This window comes from Candidatus Pelagibacter sp. HIMB1695 (assembly GCF_052047655.1).
Taxonomy (GTDB): domain Bacteria; phylum Pseudomonadota; class Alphaproteobacteria; order Pelagibacterales; family Pelagibacteraceae; genus Pelagibacter.
In genome coordinates, this window is sequence record NZ_JBNAJT010000001.1 from 1,086,568 (window position 1) to 1,104,700 (window position 18,133).

General features: G+C 30.7%; 13 protein-coding genes. 11 read left to right on the plus strand and 2 right to left on the minus strand.

Features of this window, described 5'->3' with window-relative positions; translation table 11 throughout:
* Window positions 1-4: 4 nt before the first annotated feature.
* Window positions 5-898 (plus strand): DMT family transporter, encoded by an 894-nt coding sequence (locus ACTTAX_RS05910; RefSeq protein ID WP_440633257.1) that lies wholly within the window; start codon window positions 5-7, stop codon window positions 896-898.
* Here the strand turns inward: ACTTAX_RS05910 and ACTTAX_RS05915 are convergent.
* Window positions 895-1,659 (minus strand): undecaprenyl-diphosphate phosphatase, encoded by a 765-nt coding sequence (locus ACTTAX_RS05915; protein ID WP_440693604.1) that lies wholly within the window; start codon window positions 1,657-1,659, stop codon window positions 895-897. The genes ACTTAX_RS05910 and ACTTAX_RS05915 overlap by 4 nt on opposite strands.
* Window positions 1,660-1,841: 182 nt before the next feature.
* Between ACTTAX_RS05915 and ACTTAX_RS05920 the strand changes: the two genes are divergently transcribed.
* Both ACTTAX_RS05920 and gltB read left to right on the plus strand, forming a co-directional pair.
* A complete protein-coding gene (locus ACTTAX_RS05920) occupies window positions 1,842-3,281 on the plus strand; it encodes an NAD(P)-dependent oxidoreductase (protein ID WP_075506061.1) in 1,440 nt (479 codons plus the stop codon).
* Window positions 3,281-7,786, plus strand: a complete 4,506-nt coding sequence (gene gltB, locus ACTTAX_RS05925) for a glutamate synthase large subunit (protein ID WP_440693606.1) — start codon at window positions 3,281-3,283, stop codon at window positions 7,784-7,786. The genes ACTTAX_RS05920 and gltB overlap by 1 nt, the downstream gene beginning before the upstream one ends.
* Here the strand turns inward: gltB and ACTTAX_RS05930 are convergent.
* The gene (locus tag ACTTAX_RS05930; protein ID WP_440693608.1) at window positions 7,779-8,525 is read right to left on the minus strand and encodes an alpha/beta hydrolase; all 747 of its coding nucleotides are present in this window, start codon (window positions 8,523-8,525) and stop codon (window positions 7,779-7,781) included. The two genes, gltB and ACTTAX_RS05930, sit on opposite strands and share 8 nt — an antisense overlap.
* 42 nt (window positions 8,526-8,567) lie before the next feature.
* Between ACTTAX_RS05930 and ACTTAX_RS05935 the strand changes: the two genes are divergently transcribed.
* From ACTTAX_RS05935 to lepA, 8 genes are read left to right on the plus strand one after another with little or no spacing between them, the layout of a single operon-like run.
* Window positions 8,568-9,722: a glycosyltransferase family 4 protein gene (locus tag ACTTAX_RS05935; RefSeq protein ID WP_440693610.1), complete on the plus strand. Its 1,155-nt coding sequence runs from the start codon at window positions 8,568-8,570 to the stop codon at window positions 9,720-9,722.
* The gene (thrS, locus tag ACTTAX_RS05940; RefSeq protein WP_440693612.1) at window positions 9,723-11,639 is read left to right on the plus strand and encodes a threonine--tRNA ligase; all 1,917 of its coding nucleotides are present in this window, start codon (window positions 9,723-9,725) and stop codon (window positions 11,637-11,639) included.
* Entirely contained in the window at window positions 11,640-12,185 is a 546-nt protein-coding gene (infC, locus tag ACTTAX_RS05945) for a translation initiation factor IF-3 (RefSeq protein WP_075505925.1), read from the plus strand.
* Between the two features lie 53 nt (window positions 12,186-12,238).
* Window positions 12,239-12,445: a 50S ribosomal protein L35 gene (gene rpmI, locus ACTTAX_RS05950; RefSeq protein WP_023854436.1), complete on the plus strand. Its 207-nt coding sequence runs from the start codon at window positions 12,239-12,241 to the stop codon at window positions 12,443-12,445.
* Window positions 12,446-12,447: 2 nt separating this feature from the next.
* On the plus strand, window positions 12,448-12,804 hold the full coding sequence (gene rplT / locus ACTTAX_RS05955; RefSeq protein ID WP_440633264.1) for a 50S ribosomal protein L20: 357 nt from the start codon (window positions 12,448-12,450) through the stop codon (window positions 12,802-12,804).
* Between the two features lie 40 nt (window positions 12,805-12,844).
* Window positions 12,845-13,912, plus strand: coding sequence for a phenylalanine--tRNA ligase subunit alpha (gene pheS, locus ACTTAX_RS05960; protein ID WP_440693614.1), 1,068 nt, complete (start codon window positions 12,845-12,847; stop codon window positions 13,910-13,912).
* Window positions 13,909-16,317 carry a phenylalanine--tRNA ligase subunit beta gene (gene pheT, locus ACTTAX_RS05965; RefSeq protein ID WP_440693616.1) on the plus strand — a complete coding sequence of 803 codons (2,409 nt, stop codon included), beginning with the start codon at window positions 13,909-13,911 and terminating at the stop codon, window positions 16,315-16,317. The genes pheS and pheT overlap by 4 nt, the downstream gene beginning before the upstream one ends.
* A 5-nt stretch (window positions 16,318-16,322) precedes the next feature.
* Window positions 16,323-18,131 (plus strand): translation elongation factor 4, encoded by a 1,809-nt coding sequence (gene lepA, locus ACTTAX_RS05970; protein ID WP_440693618.1) that lies wholly within the window; start codon window positions 16,323-16,325, stop codon window positions 18,129-18,131.
* Window positions 18,132-18,133 lie beyond the last annotated feature (2 nt).

Consider the following 18,133-nt stretch of genomic DNA (forward strand, 5'->3'; position numbering starts at 1 on the left):
AAAAATGTCTAAGCCTATTTCCCTATTAAGTGCTTTGTTATGCACTTTTATATGGGGCACAACTTTTATTGCTCAAGATACTGGCATGGACAATATTGGTCCTTTTACATTTAATGCTGTTAGATTTTTTGTTGGTTTTTTAGCTATTACCCCACTCGTAATTTTATTTGAATTAAAAAATTTTAAACCAGAATTAAAAACAGATAAAAAAACATTTGTAATTTATGTGTCTTTAATAGGATTGTCCTTATTTTTAGGTTCTGCATTACAACAGGTTGCTTTGCTCTATACAGATGTTGCAAATGCAGCCTTTTTTACGATCTTTTACGTACCTATGGTGCCTATCATAATTTATTTGTTTGGAAAAAAATCAATACATTGGAGTGTATGGCCTTCAGTAATTTTATGTTTAATTGGAGGATATTTATTAACAAATTTTTACGATGCAACTGTTAGGTTGGGAGATACCTTGGTTGTACTAGGAGCTTTATTTTGGAGCACACATATTATATTTACTGGAATTATTATTTCTAAATACAATCTTCCACTTACAATTGGAGCAATTCAAACTTTAATCGTAGCTATTTTGTCTTTTTTCATTGGAATTCTTTATGAAGAATTTGTTTGGAACAACATTCTAATGGAAATGTATTCTATATTATATGCTGGAATATTATCTGGAGGATTTGCATTTGTATTACAGATTTATGCACAAAAAAATATTACACCTGCACCAGCAGCAATTATTTTTTCCCTTGAGGGTGTATTTGCAACTGTAGCTGCATGGTTTATTTTAAATCAAGTATTAGATATAAATAATATACTTGGATGTTTTTTTATTTTGTCTGGAGTTTTATTATCACAATTACTCCCACTTATAAAAAGAAAAAAAATTTAATAAATTAAACTAAACAATACTAAAGCAATTATTATTCTATAAATTACAAATGCATTCATAGAAAACTTATTTATAAAAATTAAAAAATATTTAACTGTTAAAAAAGAAAGAATAAAAGAAGATATAATTGCAATTATTACCAAATAATTAAATTCTGTTGGTTGATTAAAAATATCTTTTAAACTAAGTACACTTGCACCAGTTAATGCTGGGATAGATAGTAAAAAAGATATTTTACTCGAATCCACTCTATTAAACTTTAAAATCCTCGCAGCTGTTATTGTAACGCCTGCTCTGCTTACTCCAGGTATCAATGATAAAATTTGCATTACTCCTATAAATAAAATTGATTGAATATTTAAATTTGTAGAAATTTTTTTATCAAAACGACTTTTGTCAGAAATGTATAAAACAATTGCAAATATTAAAGTTGTCCATGCAATAGTTTCAATGTTTCGTAAACTATAAATTAGCCCTGTAGTGTATAAAATATATCCAAAGATTATTAATGGAATAGATCCAATAATAATTAAACTTATTAGTCTTTTATTTTTATTAATGTTTAATAACTCTTCTTTGAAATAATAAACTATTGCAAAAAGAGATCCTAGATGAAGGCTAATATCAATTAGTAATGAGCTAGATTTAAATTCATACAAACTTGAAACTAAAATTAAATGTGCAGAAGAACTTATTGGAAGAAATTCTGAAATCCCTTGAATTGCTGAAAGGATTAAAACTTCTATAATATTCTGAAACATAATTTCTTCGTAGCTTATAAAGCTTATATTTCAAACAATACGATTTGATCATAGTAGCTATGCATTTATTAGAAACCCGTTTGTTTATAACAAAAATGAAAGATTAAAGGTCAATAAATATGACCTATTAAATGCTTTATTTTATAAAATCATTATATAATTTGCCGAAAATTATATTTTTTATGACTGACAAAATGTTAAAATTTGTAAAAATAGGTCAGCAAACTCCACCTAAAAGGGAAGTTGATCAAAGAAAAAAGGATTTTAACGAGATATATGACGAATATATCAACGAAAAAGCTAAAGAACAATCAAGTAGATGTTCTCAGTGTGGAGTTCCTTTCTGTCAGGTTCATTGTCCTTTAAGTAATAATATTCCTGATTGGCTAAAGTTAACTGCTGAAGGAAGATTAAAAGAAGCATACGAGCTTTCCCAAAGCACTAATAATATGCCCGAGGTTTGTGGAAGAATCTGTCCGCAAGATAGATTGTGTGAGGGAAATTGTGTAATTGAACAGTCTGGTCACGGAACAGTTACAATTGGTTCCGTTGAAAAATATATAACAGATAATGCTTGGGAACAAGGTTGGGTTAAACCAATCGAAGTTACAAATGAAAAAAATCAAAGTGTCGGAATTATAGGAGCTGGTCCTGCGGGATTAGCAGCGGCAGAACAGTTAAGAAAAAATGGGTATAAAATTACAGTTTACGATCGTTATGATAGAGCTGGAGGATTATTAATATATGGAATTCCAAATTTTAAATTAGAAAAAGAAATAGTTGAAAGACGAACAAAGCTTTTAAGAGATGGTGGAATAGAATTCATACAAAATTTCGAAGTTGGCAAGGATGCAAGCTTAGAGCAATTAAGAAAAAAACATGATGCAGTATTAATTGCAACAGGAGTTTACAAAGCTAGAGAAGTTAATTTACCAGGTAATGATTTAGACAATATTTTTCCAGCAATGGATTTTCTTACAGCATCAAATAAAAAAGGATTGGGTGATGAGGTTGAATTATTTGATAAGGGAATTCTAAATGCAGAGGGAAAAGATGTTGTTGTAATTGGTGGAGGTGATACCGCAATGGATTGTGTGAGAACTTCAGTAAGACAAAAAGCAAAATCAGTAAAATGCTTATACAGAAGAGATAAAGAAAATATGCCCGGTTCAGCAAGAGAAGTTGCAAATGCTGAAGAGGAAGGTGTTGAGTTTGTATGGCTATCTAGTCCTAAAGAATTTAAAGGAACTAATAAGGTAGAAAATTTACTTGTAGATCAAATAAAGTTAGGTGAACCAGATGAAACTGGTAGAAGAAAACCCGAAGTACAAGAAGGATCAAGTTATGAAATAAAAGCAGATATGGTTATTAAAGCTCTTGGATTTGATCCAGAGGATTTACCTAATTTATTCGATAGCAATGAACTTCAAGTTACAAAATGGGGAACAATAAAAACTGATTTTGATACTATGGAAACTAATCTAAGTGGCGTTTTTGCTGCTGGGGATATAGTTAGAGGAGCTTCATTAGTTGTTTGGGCAATTAAAGATGGTAGGGACGCAGCAGATTCCATAAAAAATTATTTAGAAACAAAATCCAAAAATGAGAAAAAAGTTGCTTAATGAAAACTTATAAAAAAAATTTTGATCTACTTAAGAAAAACAATGTCTATTCTGAGGATATGGAGCATGATGCGTGTGGAGTAGGTTTAATAGCTTCCACTGAGGGAAAAAAATCCAGGAATGTAGTTGAATATGGAATTGAAGCTTTAAAAGCTGTTTGGCATAGAGGTGCTGTAGATGCTGATGGGAAAACAGGAGATGGAGCTGGAATTCACGTAGAAATTCCAAAAGATTTTTTTATTGAGAAAATTGAAGTTACAGGACACACGCACGATAATTCTGAAATCTGCGTAGGAATGATTTTTCTTCCACGTAATGACTATGCAGCACAAGAGAGCTGTAAAACAATTGTTGAAAGCGAACTAACGAAAAATGATTTTAATATTTATGGTTGGAGACAAGTTCCCGTTAATCCAAAGGTTTTAGGTGAAAAAGCTTTTCAAACTATGCCTGAAATTATTCAGGTACTTTTCAAACCTCATAATAAAGAACTTATAAATAAAGATTTGGAGAGAAAAATTTATGAGACAAGAAGAAAAATCGAAAACGAAGCTTTCAAAAAATCATTAAATAATTTTTATATTTGTTCCTTAAGTTCAAAGTCAATTATTTACAAAGGAATGTTCTTAGCCGAAGCAATTTCAGAATTTTATCTAGATTTAAATGATGAAAGATTTGTATCAAGATACGCAATATTTCATCAGCGGTTTTCAACCAACACAGCTCCAAGTTGGAATCTTGCTCAACCATTCAGAGCAATTGCACATAATGGAGAAATTAATACTTATAGAGGAAACAAAAATTGGATGAAAGTTCATGAGCAAGAAATGAATAGTCCATTATTTGATGATATAGAAAATCTTAAGCCGGTTATTCAACAAGGAGCCTCAGATTCTGCGGCTTTAGATAATGTTTTTGAATTATTAAACATTTCAGGTCAACCTGCACCATTAGCTAAATTAATGTTAGTTCCTGATGCATGGTCTAAGAAGAATAAGACTTTACCAAAAGATCATCAGCAATTATTCAATTTTTTAAATAGCACAATGGAACCTTGGGATGGACCCGCCGCTATAGCTGGAACTGACAATGAGTGGGTTATTGCAGCAAACGATAGAAATGGATTAAGACCTCTAAGATATGCAATCACAAAGGATAAGTTATTGTTTGCAGGCTCAGAAACTGGGATGATCGAGCTAAATGAAAAAAGAATTTTATCAAAAGGAAGATTAGGTCCTGGAGAAATTATAGGAGTAAGAATTGAAAAAGGTAAAGTATTTACTAATAAACAAATTAAGGATTACTTAGCAAAGGAGTATAAACATTTTAATTCACAAATTATTGATTTAGATGACAAGCTAACGATTGAGGATGAAAAAAATTCTTTTTCAGGGGATGATCTAAGAAGAAGACAGTATACTTTTGGAATTAGCTTAGAGGATCTTGAATTAATATTACACCCTATGGCTGAGGAAGCAAAAGAGGCCACAGGGTCTATGGGTGATGACACCCCTTTAGCTGTGTTATCAGATAAATATAGACCTCTGTATCATTTTTTTAGACAAAATTTTAGCCAAGTTACAAATCCACCAATAGACTCTTTGAGAGAAAACAAAGTGATGAGTTTAAAAACAAGATTTGGAAATCTAGGCAATATTCTAGATTTTGATAATTTAACAAAACAGAATATTTATGTTCTAAATAGCCCAATCTTATCTAATTCTCAGTTTAAAAAATTTATCAATTTTTTTGGAAATAATTCAACAATAATTGATTGTACCTTTGAAGAAAGTAATAGTTTGTACGAAGCTATTAAAAAAATTCAAAAAGATGCAGAAATTGCTGTAAGACAGGGTGTTACACAATTAATTCTTAGCGATAAAGATTTATCAATTTCAAAACTTCCAATTCCAATGCTGCTTGCAGTAGGTGCAATCAACTCTTTTTTAATTGAGAAAAAATTAAGAGGATATGTATCAATCAATGTCCAATCTGGAGAAGCATTAGATACACACTCTTTTGCAACTTTAATCGGTGTTGGAGCAACAACAGTCAATCCTTACTTGGCGTTCGATAGTTTATATCAAAGATTTGAAAAAAAATTATTTGGAAAGTTTAGCTTTGAAGAATGTGTTGAAAGATACATTAAATCTGTCAATGCTGGTTTATTAAAAATCATGTCTAAGATGGGTATCTCTGTTTTAAGTTCTTACAGAGGTGGATGCAATTTTGAGACTGTTGGATTGAGCAGAACTATTGTTTCAGATTATTTTCCAGGAGTTGTATCTAAAATTTCTGGTATTGGACTTACTGGAATTGAAAAAAAAATAAGAGCAATTCATAAAGAAGCATTTGAAAGTACAGATACAATTCTTCCTATTGGAGGGATTTATAGATATAGAAAAAATGGAGAAACACACCAATATCAAGGAAAACTTATACATTTACTTCAAAGTGCAGTCGGCTCTAATTCTTATGACGCCTATAAGAGATATGCAGAAGGTATTTATAATTTACCACCAATAAATTTAAGGGACTTAATTGATTTTAGAGAAAAAAAATTAAAGGGAGCTATAGACATTTCAGAAGTAGAACCAATAGAAAATATTTTAAAAAGATTTGGAAGCGGAAGTATGTCTCATGGCGCTTTATCTAAAGAAGCACATGAAACTTTGGCTACAGGTATGAATAGAATTAAAGGAGCTTCTTGTAGTGGTGAAGGCGGAGAAGATGAAAAAAGATTTAAAGTTTTAGATAACGGAGATAGTGCAAACTCAAGAGTAAAACAAATAGCTTCAGCAAGATTTGGTGTAACAGTTAATTATTTAAACAATTGCAATGAGATTGAAATAAAAATTGCACAAGGTGCAAAGCCAGGAGAAGGTGGACAACTCCCAGGTTTCAAAGTCACTGATGAAATAGCAAGGTTAAGACACTCAACGCCTGGAGTAACACTAATTTCTCCTCCACCACATCACGATATTTATTCAATTGAAGATCTTGCGCAGCTTATTTATGATTTAAAACAGATTAATCCAAAAGCAAGAATTGGAGTAAAACTAGTTGCATCCTCAGGAGTTGGGACTATTGCTGCAGGAGTTGCCAAAGCAAAAGCAGACATAATATTAATTTCAGGACATAACGGTGGCACTGGAGCTACTCCGCAAACAAGTGTAAAATACGTAGGTATCCCGTGGGAGATGGGATTAACAGAGGCTAATCAGGTTTTAACATTAAATAATCTTAGACATACAGTTACACTTAGAACTGATGGGGGAATTAAAACAGGTAGAGATGTAGTTATAGCTGCTATGATGGGAGCAGAAGAGTATGGAGTTGCAACAACCGCTTTAGTTGCAATGGGATGCATAATGGTAAGACAATGTCATTCGAATACATGCCCCGTTGGTGTCTGTACTCAAGATGAAAAATTAAGAGAAAAATTCACTGGAACTCCAGATAAGGTTGTTAATCTATTTACGTTTATAGCAACTGAGGTTAGAGAAATTTTAGCTAAATTAGGTTTTAAATCATTAAATGATATTATTGGTAGAACTGACTTACTTAGACAAGTTAGCAAGGGTTCAGATAATTTAGATGATTTAGATTTAAACCCTTTATTTGTTCAAGCAGATACTGGGAACAATACTAGATACTGTGAATACCAAGAAATTAATTCGGTGCCAGATACTCTAGACCAAGAAATATGGCCTGAGATTGAAAAGGCTTTAGATAATTCAGAAAAAATTGAAAAAGAATATTTAATTAAAAATACTCATAGAGCAGTTGGGACAAGAATTTCTCATCATTTATATAAAAAATATGGTTATGAAAAACTTGATGATAATTTTTTAGTATTAAACTTTAAAGGGTCAGCTGGCCAATCTTTTGGAGCCTTTTCATCCAAAGGTTTGAAGTTGGTATTAAAAGGGGATGCAAATGATTATGTCGGTAAAGGTCTTTCAGGAGCTACAATTTCTATAAGACTACCAGAGGAAAGTAATTTAGTTTCAAATGAAAATACTATCTTAGGAAATACAGTTCTATACGGAGCAACATCTGGAAAACTTTTTGCAGCTGGTCAAGCTGGTGAAAGATTCTCTGTAAGAAATTCAGGTGCAATTACGGTTATTGAGGGATGTGACTCTAATGGATGTGAGTATATGACAGGTGGAACTGTAGTAATTCTTGGAGATGTTGGAGATAATTTTGCTGCTGGTATGACAGGTGGTATGGCATTTATCTATGACAAATCACAAGAATTTGAAAAAAAAGTAAACCCAGAGTCAGTAGTTTGGCAGAATGTTGAAACAGATTATTGGAAAGAAAATTTAAAAAATTTAATCAAAGAACACCATGAAGAGACAGGATCTTTGTTATCTAAAGAAATAATTGAAAATTATGATAATGAAATTAACAATTTCATTCAGGTTTGTCCTAAAGAAATGTTAGATAAACTTAAAAACCCTATCAGTTTAAAAAAAGTTATAAAAGAAGTTAGTTAATCAATAATTTTAATTCTTTTAAGATTTTATTAAGCCATTTCTTATTTGATAAGCTATGGTCACCTTTTTTTACAATGATTAATTTCTTTCTTGCTTTTGGAAATAGTTTTAAAACTTTTCTAGAATAACTTACCGGTACAGCTTCATCATATTCACCATGCAACATGGTAACATTAATTTTTGAGTTTATTTTTTTATTTAAAACTCTATTTTTTCTTCCATCTTTTATAAGCTGATAAGTGATTGGATACTCATAATTCCCATGTTTTAGGTGATGTATGCCTTTTTGGATTATTTCTTGTTTTATTTTCTTGGTAAATTTTTTCCACATCAAATTTTCTAAAAACTCAGGTGCCGACCCAATTCCTAAAAATCCCATAATTTGTTTTTTAAATATTTTGAATTGTCTTAAAGCAATCCAAGCGCCCATACTTGAACCAATGATATAAAAATTATTATTTTTTATATATTTATTTATCAATGTAGAGGTTTCTTTAGTCCATTTTGAAATATTACCATTTGTGAATTTACCTGTAGATTTTCCATGACCTGAATATTCTAAAGCGAGAAAACTTATTTTATTTTTTCTTGCAAATTTCAAAAAAGCTTCTGGCTTTTTTCCTTCAAGATCTGACATAAATCCATGTAAGAAAACTATGAATGGAGCATTTTTATAAATTTTACAAATATGTCTAATTTTCTTAGTCTTTGAAGTTTTGTGGAATCTGAAATTTGCCATAATCGTTTATAAGAATTGCTAATTAATATATAATCATATCAAATGTCATCTAATTTAAAAGTTTTGCAAGTAATCCCAAAACTTGGATATGGTGGTGCAGAGACTGGTTGTTATGATATTGCTCACTATTTGCCAGAAAACGGTTGCAAATCATTTATAGTTACTAGTGGTGGTGATTTACTTAACTTTGTAGATAAAAGTAAAGTAAAAGTTTTTAGACTTCCAGTTCATAGTAAAAACCCAATATTAATTTTAATTAATGCGATAATTTTAACTTTTATTATTTTATTTAATAATATTTCGATCATACACGCCAGAAGTAGAGCGCCTGCATGGTCTTGTTTAATAGCCTCCAAGATAACAAGTAGAAAGTTTGTGACTACATTTCATGGAACGTATAATTTTAAAAGTAATTTGAAAAAATTATATAATTCAGTAATGGTTCGATCTGACTTAATTATTGCAGGATCAAACTTTATTTTTTCGCACATCAAAGAAAATTATTCAAATTACTTAAATCAAAAAAAAAAATTATTAGTAATATTTAGAGGAATTAATGTTGATTATTTTGATCCTACCACAAAACTTGAAACTGAAGAGAAAAAATTATTAAAACAATGGGAAATAGAAAAAGATAAAAAGATTATACTTTTGCCTGGTAGATTAACTACCTGGAAGGGACAAGAGGTATTTATTGAAGCAATCAATCTGGTAAATATTGAATTAGGTTATGAGGCATTTTATGCTGTTATCCTTGGAAGTGATCAAGGAAGAGATTTGTATAAAAAAAAACTAATAAGGCTTTCAGAACAATATAGGTTGACTAAACAGTTAAGATTTATCGATCACTGTAAAGATATGGCATTAGCTTACAAAGTTTCTGATATAATTGTTTCATCTTCTATTGAACCAGAAGCTTTTGGTAGAGTTTCTGTGGAGGCCCAATCTATGGAGAAACCAATTATTGCGAGTAATATTGGTGGCTCTAACGAGACTGTCGTTGATGAAAAAACAGGCTATTTATTTAAAGCGGGTGATGCAAAGTCTTTAAGTCAGAAAATTTTAAAAACGCTTACAATTGACGAAATTCAATTAAAATTAATTGGAGTTGAAGGAAGAAAAAATATAGTTCAAAAATTTAATGTTGAAAAAATGTGCTTTTCTACTTATTCAGAGTATAAAAGATTAATAAATTAAATGCCTATAATTACATTACCTGATGGAAATAATATTGATTTCCCAAATAAAGTTACTGGATTAGAAGTAGCAGAAAAAATTAGCAAATCATTAGCTAAACAAGCAATGGTAATAAGTGTAGATGGCGAGTTGAAAGATTTAGAACATTTAATTGAGAAAGACTGTTCCATAAAAATTTTTACATCTAAAAATCCTGAGGGTCTAGAAACCATTAGACATGATACTGCTCACATATTAGCAATGGCAGTACAAGAATTGTTTCCAGGAACACAGGTTACAATTGGACCTGTAATTGAAAATGGATTTTATTATGATTTTGCTAGAAAAGATCCGTTTACAGAAGATGATTTAACAAAGATTGAAAATAAAATGAAAGAAATTGTTGATCGAGATGAGATTACTAAAAGGGAAGTTTGGGATAGAAATAAAGCCATAGATCATTTTAAAAAAAAAGGTGAAATCTATAAAGCTGAGTTAATTGAGGCAATACCGGAGAATGAAGATGTTTCAATTTATTTTCATGGAGATTGGCATGATCTTTGTAGAGGACCACATCTTTCTTCAACAGGTAAAATAGGTAAATACTTTAAATTAATGAAAGTTTCAGGAGCTTATTGGAGAGGTGATTCAAATAATGAAATGCTACAAAGAATTTATGGTACAAGCTGGGCTTCTCAAAAAGATTTAGATGATCATCTAAAAAGAATAGAAGAGGCAGAAAAAAGAGATCATAGAAAATTAGGAAAAGAAATGGACTTGTTTCATTTTAGAGAAGAAAGTCCAGGCTCAGTTTTTTGGCATGAGAGAGGATGGGCATTATTTCAAAAATTAATTAATTATATGAGAAGCAGACAGGATGCTGCTGGATACAAAGAGGTAAATACACCTGAAATTTTAGACCGACAATTGTGGGAAAAATCTGGTCACTGGGAAAAATATGGAGAGAATATGTACACATCAGAAACTCCTGATGAAAAAGTGTTTGCGATAAAACCAATGAATTGTCCTGGTCATATACAAGTATTTAATCAAGGATTAAAAAGTTACAGAGATCTTCCATTACGTATCACAGAATTTGGTAAGGTTCATCGTTACGAACCATCGGGTGCTTTACATGGTTTGCTTAGAGTAAGAGCTTTTACACAAGATGATGCGCATATTTTTTGTGCGGAAGATCAAATTACGAGTGAGTGTTTAAATGTAACAAATTTAATCTTAGATATTTATAAAGATCTTGGTTTTGAAAATGTAATTTTAAAATATGCAGATCGACCGGAGGTTAGAGTTGGAGATGATGAGGTTTGGGACAAGGCAGAAGCCTCACTTCTTGAAGCGGTTAAGGCTTCTAAGTTAGAGTATAGTATTAATAAAGGTGAAGGTGCTTTCTATGGGCCAAAAATTGAATTTGTTTTAAGAGATGCTATCGGAAGAGATTGGCAATGTGGAACTTTACAAGTTGATTTAAATTTACCTGGAAGATTAGATGCATCATATGTTGATAAAGATGGAACAAAAAAAGTTCCTGTTATGCTTCATAGAGCGCTGTTTGGTTCCTTAGAAAGATTTATAGGAATATTGATTGAAAATTATGCTGGAAAATTTCCTTTTTGGATTTCACCTTTACAGACAATGGTAATTCCAATTTCAGAAGAATTTAATAATTATGCAATAGAAGTTTCTAAAAAAATTAAAGAGGCAGGCATAAGTTCTGCAGTTGATATTAAAAATAATAACTTAAACTATAAAATTAGAGATCATTCTTTAGCAAAAATACCTCTTTTATTAATTTGTGGTAAAAAAGAAGTTGACTCCAATTCAGTAACGATTAGAAGGTTAGACTCTAATAAACAAGAAAATATGGATATAGATTTATTTTTAAAAACTTTCTCTGCTTTAAATAAAGCATCATCAAATTAAGTGGCAGATTTCAAACAAAACTACTTTCAAAGAAGAACAAAGGATAGAGGTCCAAGGTCTAATAACCGAATATCTTCACCGGATGTTCAAGTCATTGCAAGTGATGGTGAAAATCTTGGTGTCATTAGTACTAATGAAGCTATATCAATGGCAAAAAACCAAGGTTTGGATTTAATTGAAATTGCACCTAATGCAAACCCACCTGTTTGTAAAATCATGGATATGGGAAAGTATAAATATGATGCACAAAAAAAAGCAAATCTTGCAAAAAAGAAACAAAAAATAATTTCATTAAAAGAAATTAAAATGAGACCTGTAACAGAAACTCATGATTATGAATTTAAGGTCAAAAATGCAAAAAAATTTATTTCTAAAGGAGATAAAGTTAAATTTACTATCAGATTTAAAGGGCGAGAACTCCAGCACTCTCATTTAGGCAATGAACTGATGGGTAAAATTAAAGAGGATATGAAGGATATTGGTAGAGTAGAGTTACAACCCAAATTTGATGGGAAGCAAATGATCATGGTAATTCAACCTTTATAAGCCTTAATAGAGGTTGTAAAATTTCAACATTCTTTGTATAAGTCCGCAGAATTATGCCAAAATTAAAAACAAAAAGCTCAGCAAAAAAAAGATTTAAGATATCAGCTAAGGGTAAAGTTATATCTGCTCAAGCAGGTAAAAGACACGGTATGATTAAACGAACGAATTCACAAATTAGAAAATTAAGAGGCACTACGACTTTGTCCAAACAAGATGGCAAAATTGTTAAATCATACATGCCTTACAGTTTAAGAGGGTAATAATGGCAAGAGTAAAAAGAGGCGTAACAAGTAAAGCAAAACATAAAAAAGTTTTGAAAGCTGTAAAAGGTCAGTGGGGAAGAAGAAAAAATACTATCAGAGTTGCTAAACAAGCTATGGAGAAATCCATGCAGTATGCTTACAGAGATAGAAGAAATAAAAAAAGAGATTTCAAATCATTATGGATACAAAGAATCAATGCTGGTGTAAGAGCAGAGGGTATGACTTATTCGAAATTCATTAATGGTTTAAGTAAATGTGGTGTCGCAATAGATAGAAAAATTTTAGCTGAAATTGCTTACGATAGTCCAGAAGCATTTAAAACAATTGTACAAAAAGCTCAATCCGCTTTAAATTAATCTCTATTGTTTTTATTTCTTAAGGAAATAATCTACTAATATGTCAGACATAAAAAATATTAGAGATCAATTTATATCAAAGCTTAAAAATGAATTAAGCTTGGATGAAATCAATTCAATCAAAACAGAGTTATTTGGAAAAAACGGTCGAATTTCATCTTTATTTAAAACTGTAGGATCAATACCAGAGTCTGATAGAAAAACTTTTGCAGCTGATTTAAATAAAATAAAGGATGAACTTCAATCTTTAATTTCGGAAAAGATTAAAGAAATTGAGACAAAAGAAATTAATCAAAAACTTGAAAAAGAAAGAGTTGATATAACTTTACCAGGGAGATCTTTTGTTAGAGGTAAAATTCATCCTGTATCTCAAACGATAGATGAGATTTCATCTATATTTTCAGAAATAGGTTTTAGTGTTGAAGAAGGACCAGATGTAGAAAACGAATATAATAATTTTACTGCATTAAACACTCCAGATAATCACCCAGCTCGTGACATGCATGACACTTTTTATTTGGACGAAAATAAGGAATTTTTGTTAAGAACGCATACTTCACCAGTTCAAATTAGAACTATGTTAAAAGACAAGCCGCCATTTAAAATTATTGCGCCAGGTAGAACATATAGATCAGATAGTGATCAAACACATGCACCAATGTTTCATCAGGTTGAGGGCCTTCATATAGATAAAAATATTAATATGGGTCATTTAAAGGGATGTTTAAATTATTTTATTAAAGAGTTCTTTGAAGTGGAAAAAATCAAAATGAGATTCAGACCAAGTCATTTCCCTTTTACAGAACCATCTGCAGAGGTAGATATTGGTTACGAAATTAAGGATGGTAAAATTGTTATAGGAGAAGGAGATCAGTGGCTTGAAATTTTAGGATGTGGAATGGTTCATCCAAACGTTTTAAAAAATGTCAAAGTTGATCCTGCTAAATACCAAGGATATGCATTTGGCATAGGTATAGACAGGTTGGCTATGCTAAAATACGGTATTAATGATTTAAGAGCTTTCTTTGACTGTGATTATAGATGGTTAAATCACTTTGGATTTGATCCACTTGATGTACCAACAAATTATAGAGGTCTAAGTCGATGAAGATAACATTTGATTGGTTAAAAGATCATTTATCTGTAAGTGCTAATGAAGAGAAGTTACTTGAGAGATTAACTGACATTGGACTTGAAGTTGAAGGTGTTGAAAATTTATCTGCAGGTTTAGATTTATTCAAAGTAGCAAAAATTTTAAAAACAGAAAAACATCCTAATGCAGACCGTTTAAAAGTTTGTGATGTTGATGTGGGTGAAAAAGAAATTAAGAAGGTCGTATGTGGTGCACCAAATGCTAGAGAAGGTTTAATTACTGTTTATGCTCCACCTGGTGCGGTTATTCCAAAAAATAAAACTAAATTAGTTATAGCAAAAATTAGAGATGTTACATCTTATGGTATGCTTTGTTCTGAATCAGAACTAAATTTGTCTGAAGAAAGTGATGGAATTACCGAGCTTTCATCTGCGAAATACAACAAAAGTATTGGAAAAAGTTTTTTTACACAATCCAGTTCTAATTTAATTGATTTATCAATCACACCTAATAGACCTGACTGTCTTGGTGTTAAAGGAATAGCTAGAGATTTAGCAGCTTCAGGATTTGGTAAATTAAAACAGATTAAAGAACAAAAAATAAAATCGAAAAAATCTCAAACAATTAAAGTAAAAATTATAAACGAAAAAAACCAAGGATGTTTTTCTTTTGGAAGCTGTTTGGTAACAAATGTAAAAAATACTGAAAGTCCAAAATGGTTAAAGGATAAATTAATTTCTATAGGTCAAAAACCTATTTCAGCAATTGTTGATATTACAAATTATGTAATGATTGATATTAATCGTCCATTACACGCATATGATGCTGATAAAATTGAAAAGGGTATAATTGTTAGAAACTCAAAATCCGGTGAAGAGTTCACAGCATTAGATAATAAAACCTATAAGCTTGAAGATGACATGTGTGTAATTAGTGATAATAAAGGTGTGTTAGGACTAGGTGGTATTATTGGAGGCACTAGATCTGGGACAGAAATGGATACACAAAACGTTTTAATTGAGTCAGCTTATTTTGATCCAAGATCAATTAGACGAACAGCAAAAAGATTAAATATTGATACAGATGCAAAATTTAGATTTGAAAGAGGAATAGATCAATTGTCGATCGAAGAAGGTTTAAATAAAGCAGCATTTTTAATTAAAGAAATTTGTGGCGGTGAAATTAGTAAGATTGATATCCAAAAAATTAGTACATTTAAAAATCCAATAATTAAATTTGATCCAAATTCATTTGAAAAAGTAACAGGTTTTAAAATTTTAACAAAAGATATGTTAAAAATTTTAGATAACCTGGGTTTTACGTGTAAAAAAGATAAAAAAGTTTTTAAATTAACCATCCCATCTTGGAGACCAGATATCACTCAGGAAATAGATGTAGTTGAGGAATTAGTAAGAATAGTTGGATATGATAAAATTAAAATAGAAGAACCAATCAAAGAGAGAAAAAAATCTACTTTAACACAAACTCAAAAATTATTTCATTTCTTGCAAAGATCTGTTGCCTCAAAGGGTTATTTGGAGGCAATTACATGGTCTTTTACAGATGCAAAATATAATGATTATTTCAAAGGACAAAATAATGAATTAAAAATTGTAAACCCTATAAGTTCAGAATTAGGAGTTTTAAGAAATTCAATATATTCAAATTTAATTATGTATATGAGCAAAAATATAGATAGAGGATTTAAAGATTTATCTATTTTTGAAATAGGACCAACATTTTTTGGAAAACAACCAGGTGAACAAAATATAGTAGTCTGTGGTTTATCTGCTGGAAAAAAATCTCGTCTTTCTTGGTTGGAAAAAGAAAGAAATGTTGATGTTTTTGATATTAAAAAAGATGTAGTTCAAACCTTAGTTGAAGCAGGTTACGATGTAGAAAAATTTTTTATTGATGACGAAACTCCTGATTATTATCATCCAGGTAAATCAGGAAGATTATTTTTGAACAGAGGTAAAGAAAGTGTGGCTGCATACTTTGGTGAAATTCATCCAAATATCATTAAGCAAATAGATATGAAAACCGAATCTTTAGTAGGTTTTGAAATATTTCTTGATAATTTAAAATTACCAAAAAAATCATTGAAAGATCAAAAAACAAAATATTCTGTTTCAGATTATCAAAAGTCAGAAAGAGATTTTGCTTTTATAGTTGATAAGAAAATTAAGGTTCAAGATTTGGTAAATGTTGTATCAAATGTTGATAAAAATTTGATTTCTAACATTAAAGTTTTTGATGTTTATGAGGGCGATAATATTCCTGAAAACCAAAAATCAATTGCGATCAATGTTACAATTCAATCTCAAGAAAAAACTCTTAAAGAAGCCGATTTAGATCAAATAAATAAGTCAATTATAGAAACAGTCGAAAATAAAACTGGCGCTAAAATTCGATCCTAAAGCCAATGAGTTCAATCGATAATATAAGAAATTTTGCAATCATCGCACACATTGATCATGGAAAATCTACTATTGCAGATAGAATAATTCATAGTTGTGGGGGGCTAACAGAAAGAGAGATGAAAGCGCAAGTTTTAGATTCAATGGATATTGAACGAGAGAGAGGTATCACCATTAAAGCTCAAACAGTAAAGCTAAATTATAAAGCTAAAGATGGAAAAGAATATATTTTAAACATTATAGATACCCCAGGCCATGTAGACTTTAGCTATGAGGTTAGTAGATCATTATATGCGTGCGAAGGTTCAATTTTGATTGTGGATAGTACACAAGGAGTTGAGGCCCAAACTTTGGCAAACGTTTACCAGGCATTAGATACAAATCATGAAATTGTCCCAGTATTGAATAAAGTAGATTTGCCAGCTTCTGATTTAGAGAGAACAAAAAAGCAAATTGAGGAAGTTATTGGGATAGATACTGAGAATGCTATTCCGTGTTCTGGAAAAACTGGCGAAGGAATAGGAGATATTTTAGAGCAAATTATAACTACATTACCAGCACCAAAAGGAGAAAGTTCATCAGATTTAAAATGTTTACTAGTTGATAGTTGGTACGATACTTATTTAGGAGTTGTCATATTAGTTAGAGTTATAGATGGGAAACTTTCAAAACATATGAAGATCAAAATGATGTCTACAAATCAAGAATATATCGTTGAAAAAGTTGGTGTTTTTACACCAAAGCCAGTTGATATCACTGAATTAAAAACAGGAGAAATAGGGTTTATAACAACAGGAATAAAAGTTTTATCAGAAACAAAAGTTGGAGATACAATTTGTGATGCGACAAAGCCATTAAATGAAGCTTTGCCAGGTTTTAAACCTAGTAAACCTGTAGTATTTTGTGGATTGTTTCCTGTAGATAGTTCAGAGTTTCAAAAATTAAAAGATGGTTTAGCAAAGTTACAATTAAATGATGCAAGCTTTTCTTTTGAACCAGAGTCATCTTCAGCTTTAGGGTTAGGTTTTAGATGTGGGTTTTTAGGTTTGCTTCATTTAGAAATTGTAACAGAGCGACTTGAAAGAGAATTTGATGTTAATTTATTAACAACAACCCCTGGGGTAGTTTATAAAGTTCATTTGAATAATGGTGATACGATGGATTTACAAAATCCATCAAGTTTACCAGATCCTACCTTAATAAAATATATTGAAGAACCTTGGATTAAGGCAACCATTATTACTCCAGATCAGTACTTAGGTTCAATAATTAAAATGTGTCAAGACAAAAGAGGAGTACAAACCAACCTTAGTTATTCTGGAAGTAGAGCAGTAGTAAATTATGAACTTCCCTTAAACGAAGTTGTGTTTGATTTCAACGATAGACTTAAGTCAATGACAAGTGGATATGCAAGTTTTGATTATGAAATAATTGAGCATAGAGAAGGTGATCTAGTAAAACTTGGTATTTTAGTCAATGCTGAACCCGTTGATGCTTTAGCTATGATGATACATAAAGATTTTGCACAAAAAACAGGGAGAGAAGTTTGTGAAAAATTAAAAGACTTGATTCCAAGACATAATTTTATGATCCCTGTTCAAGCTGCAATTGGAGGAAAAATTATTGCTAGAGAAACTATCAAAGGGTTTAAAAAAGATGTTTTAACAAAAATTCATGGTGGTGGAGCTACAGATAGAAAAAGAAAATTATTAGAAAAACAAAAAAAGGGTAAGGCTAGATCAAAACAATTTGGAAGAGTGGAAATACCTCAAGAAGCATTTATTGGTGTTCTTAAAATTTCGAAAGAAAAATAACT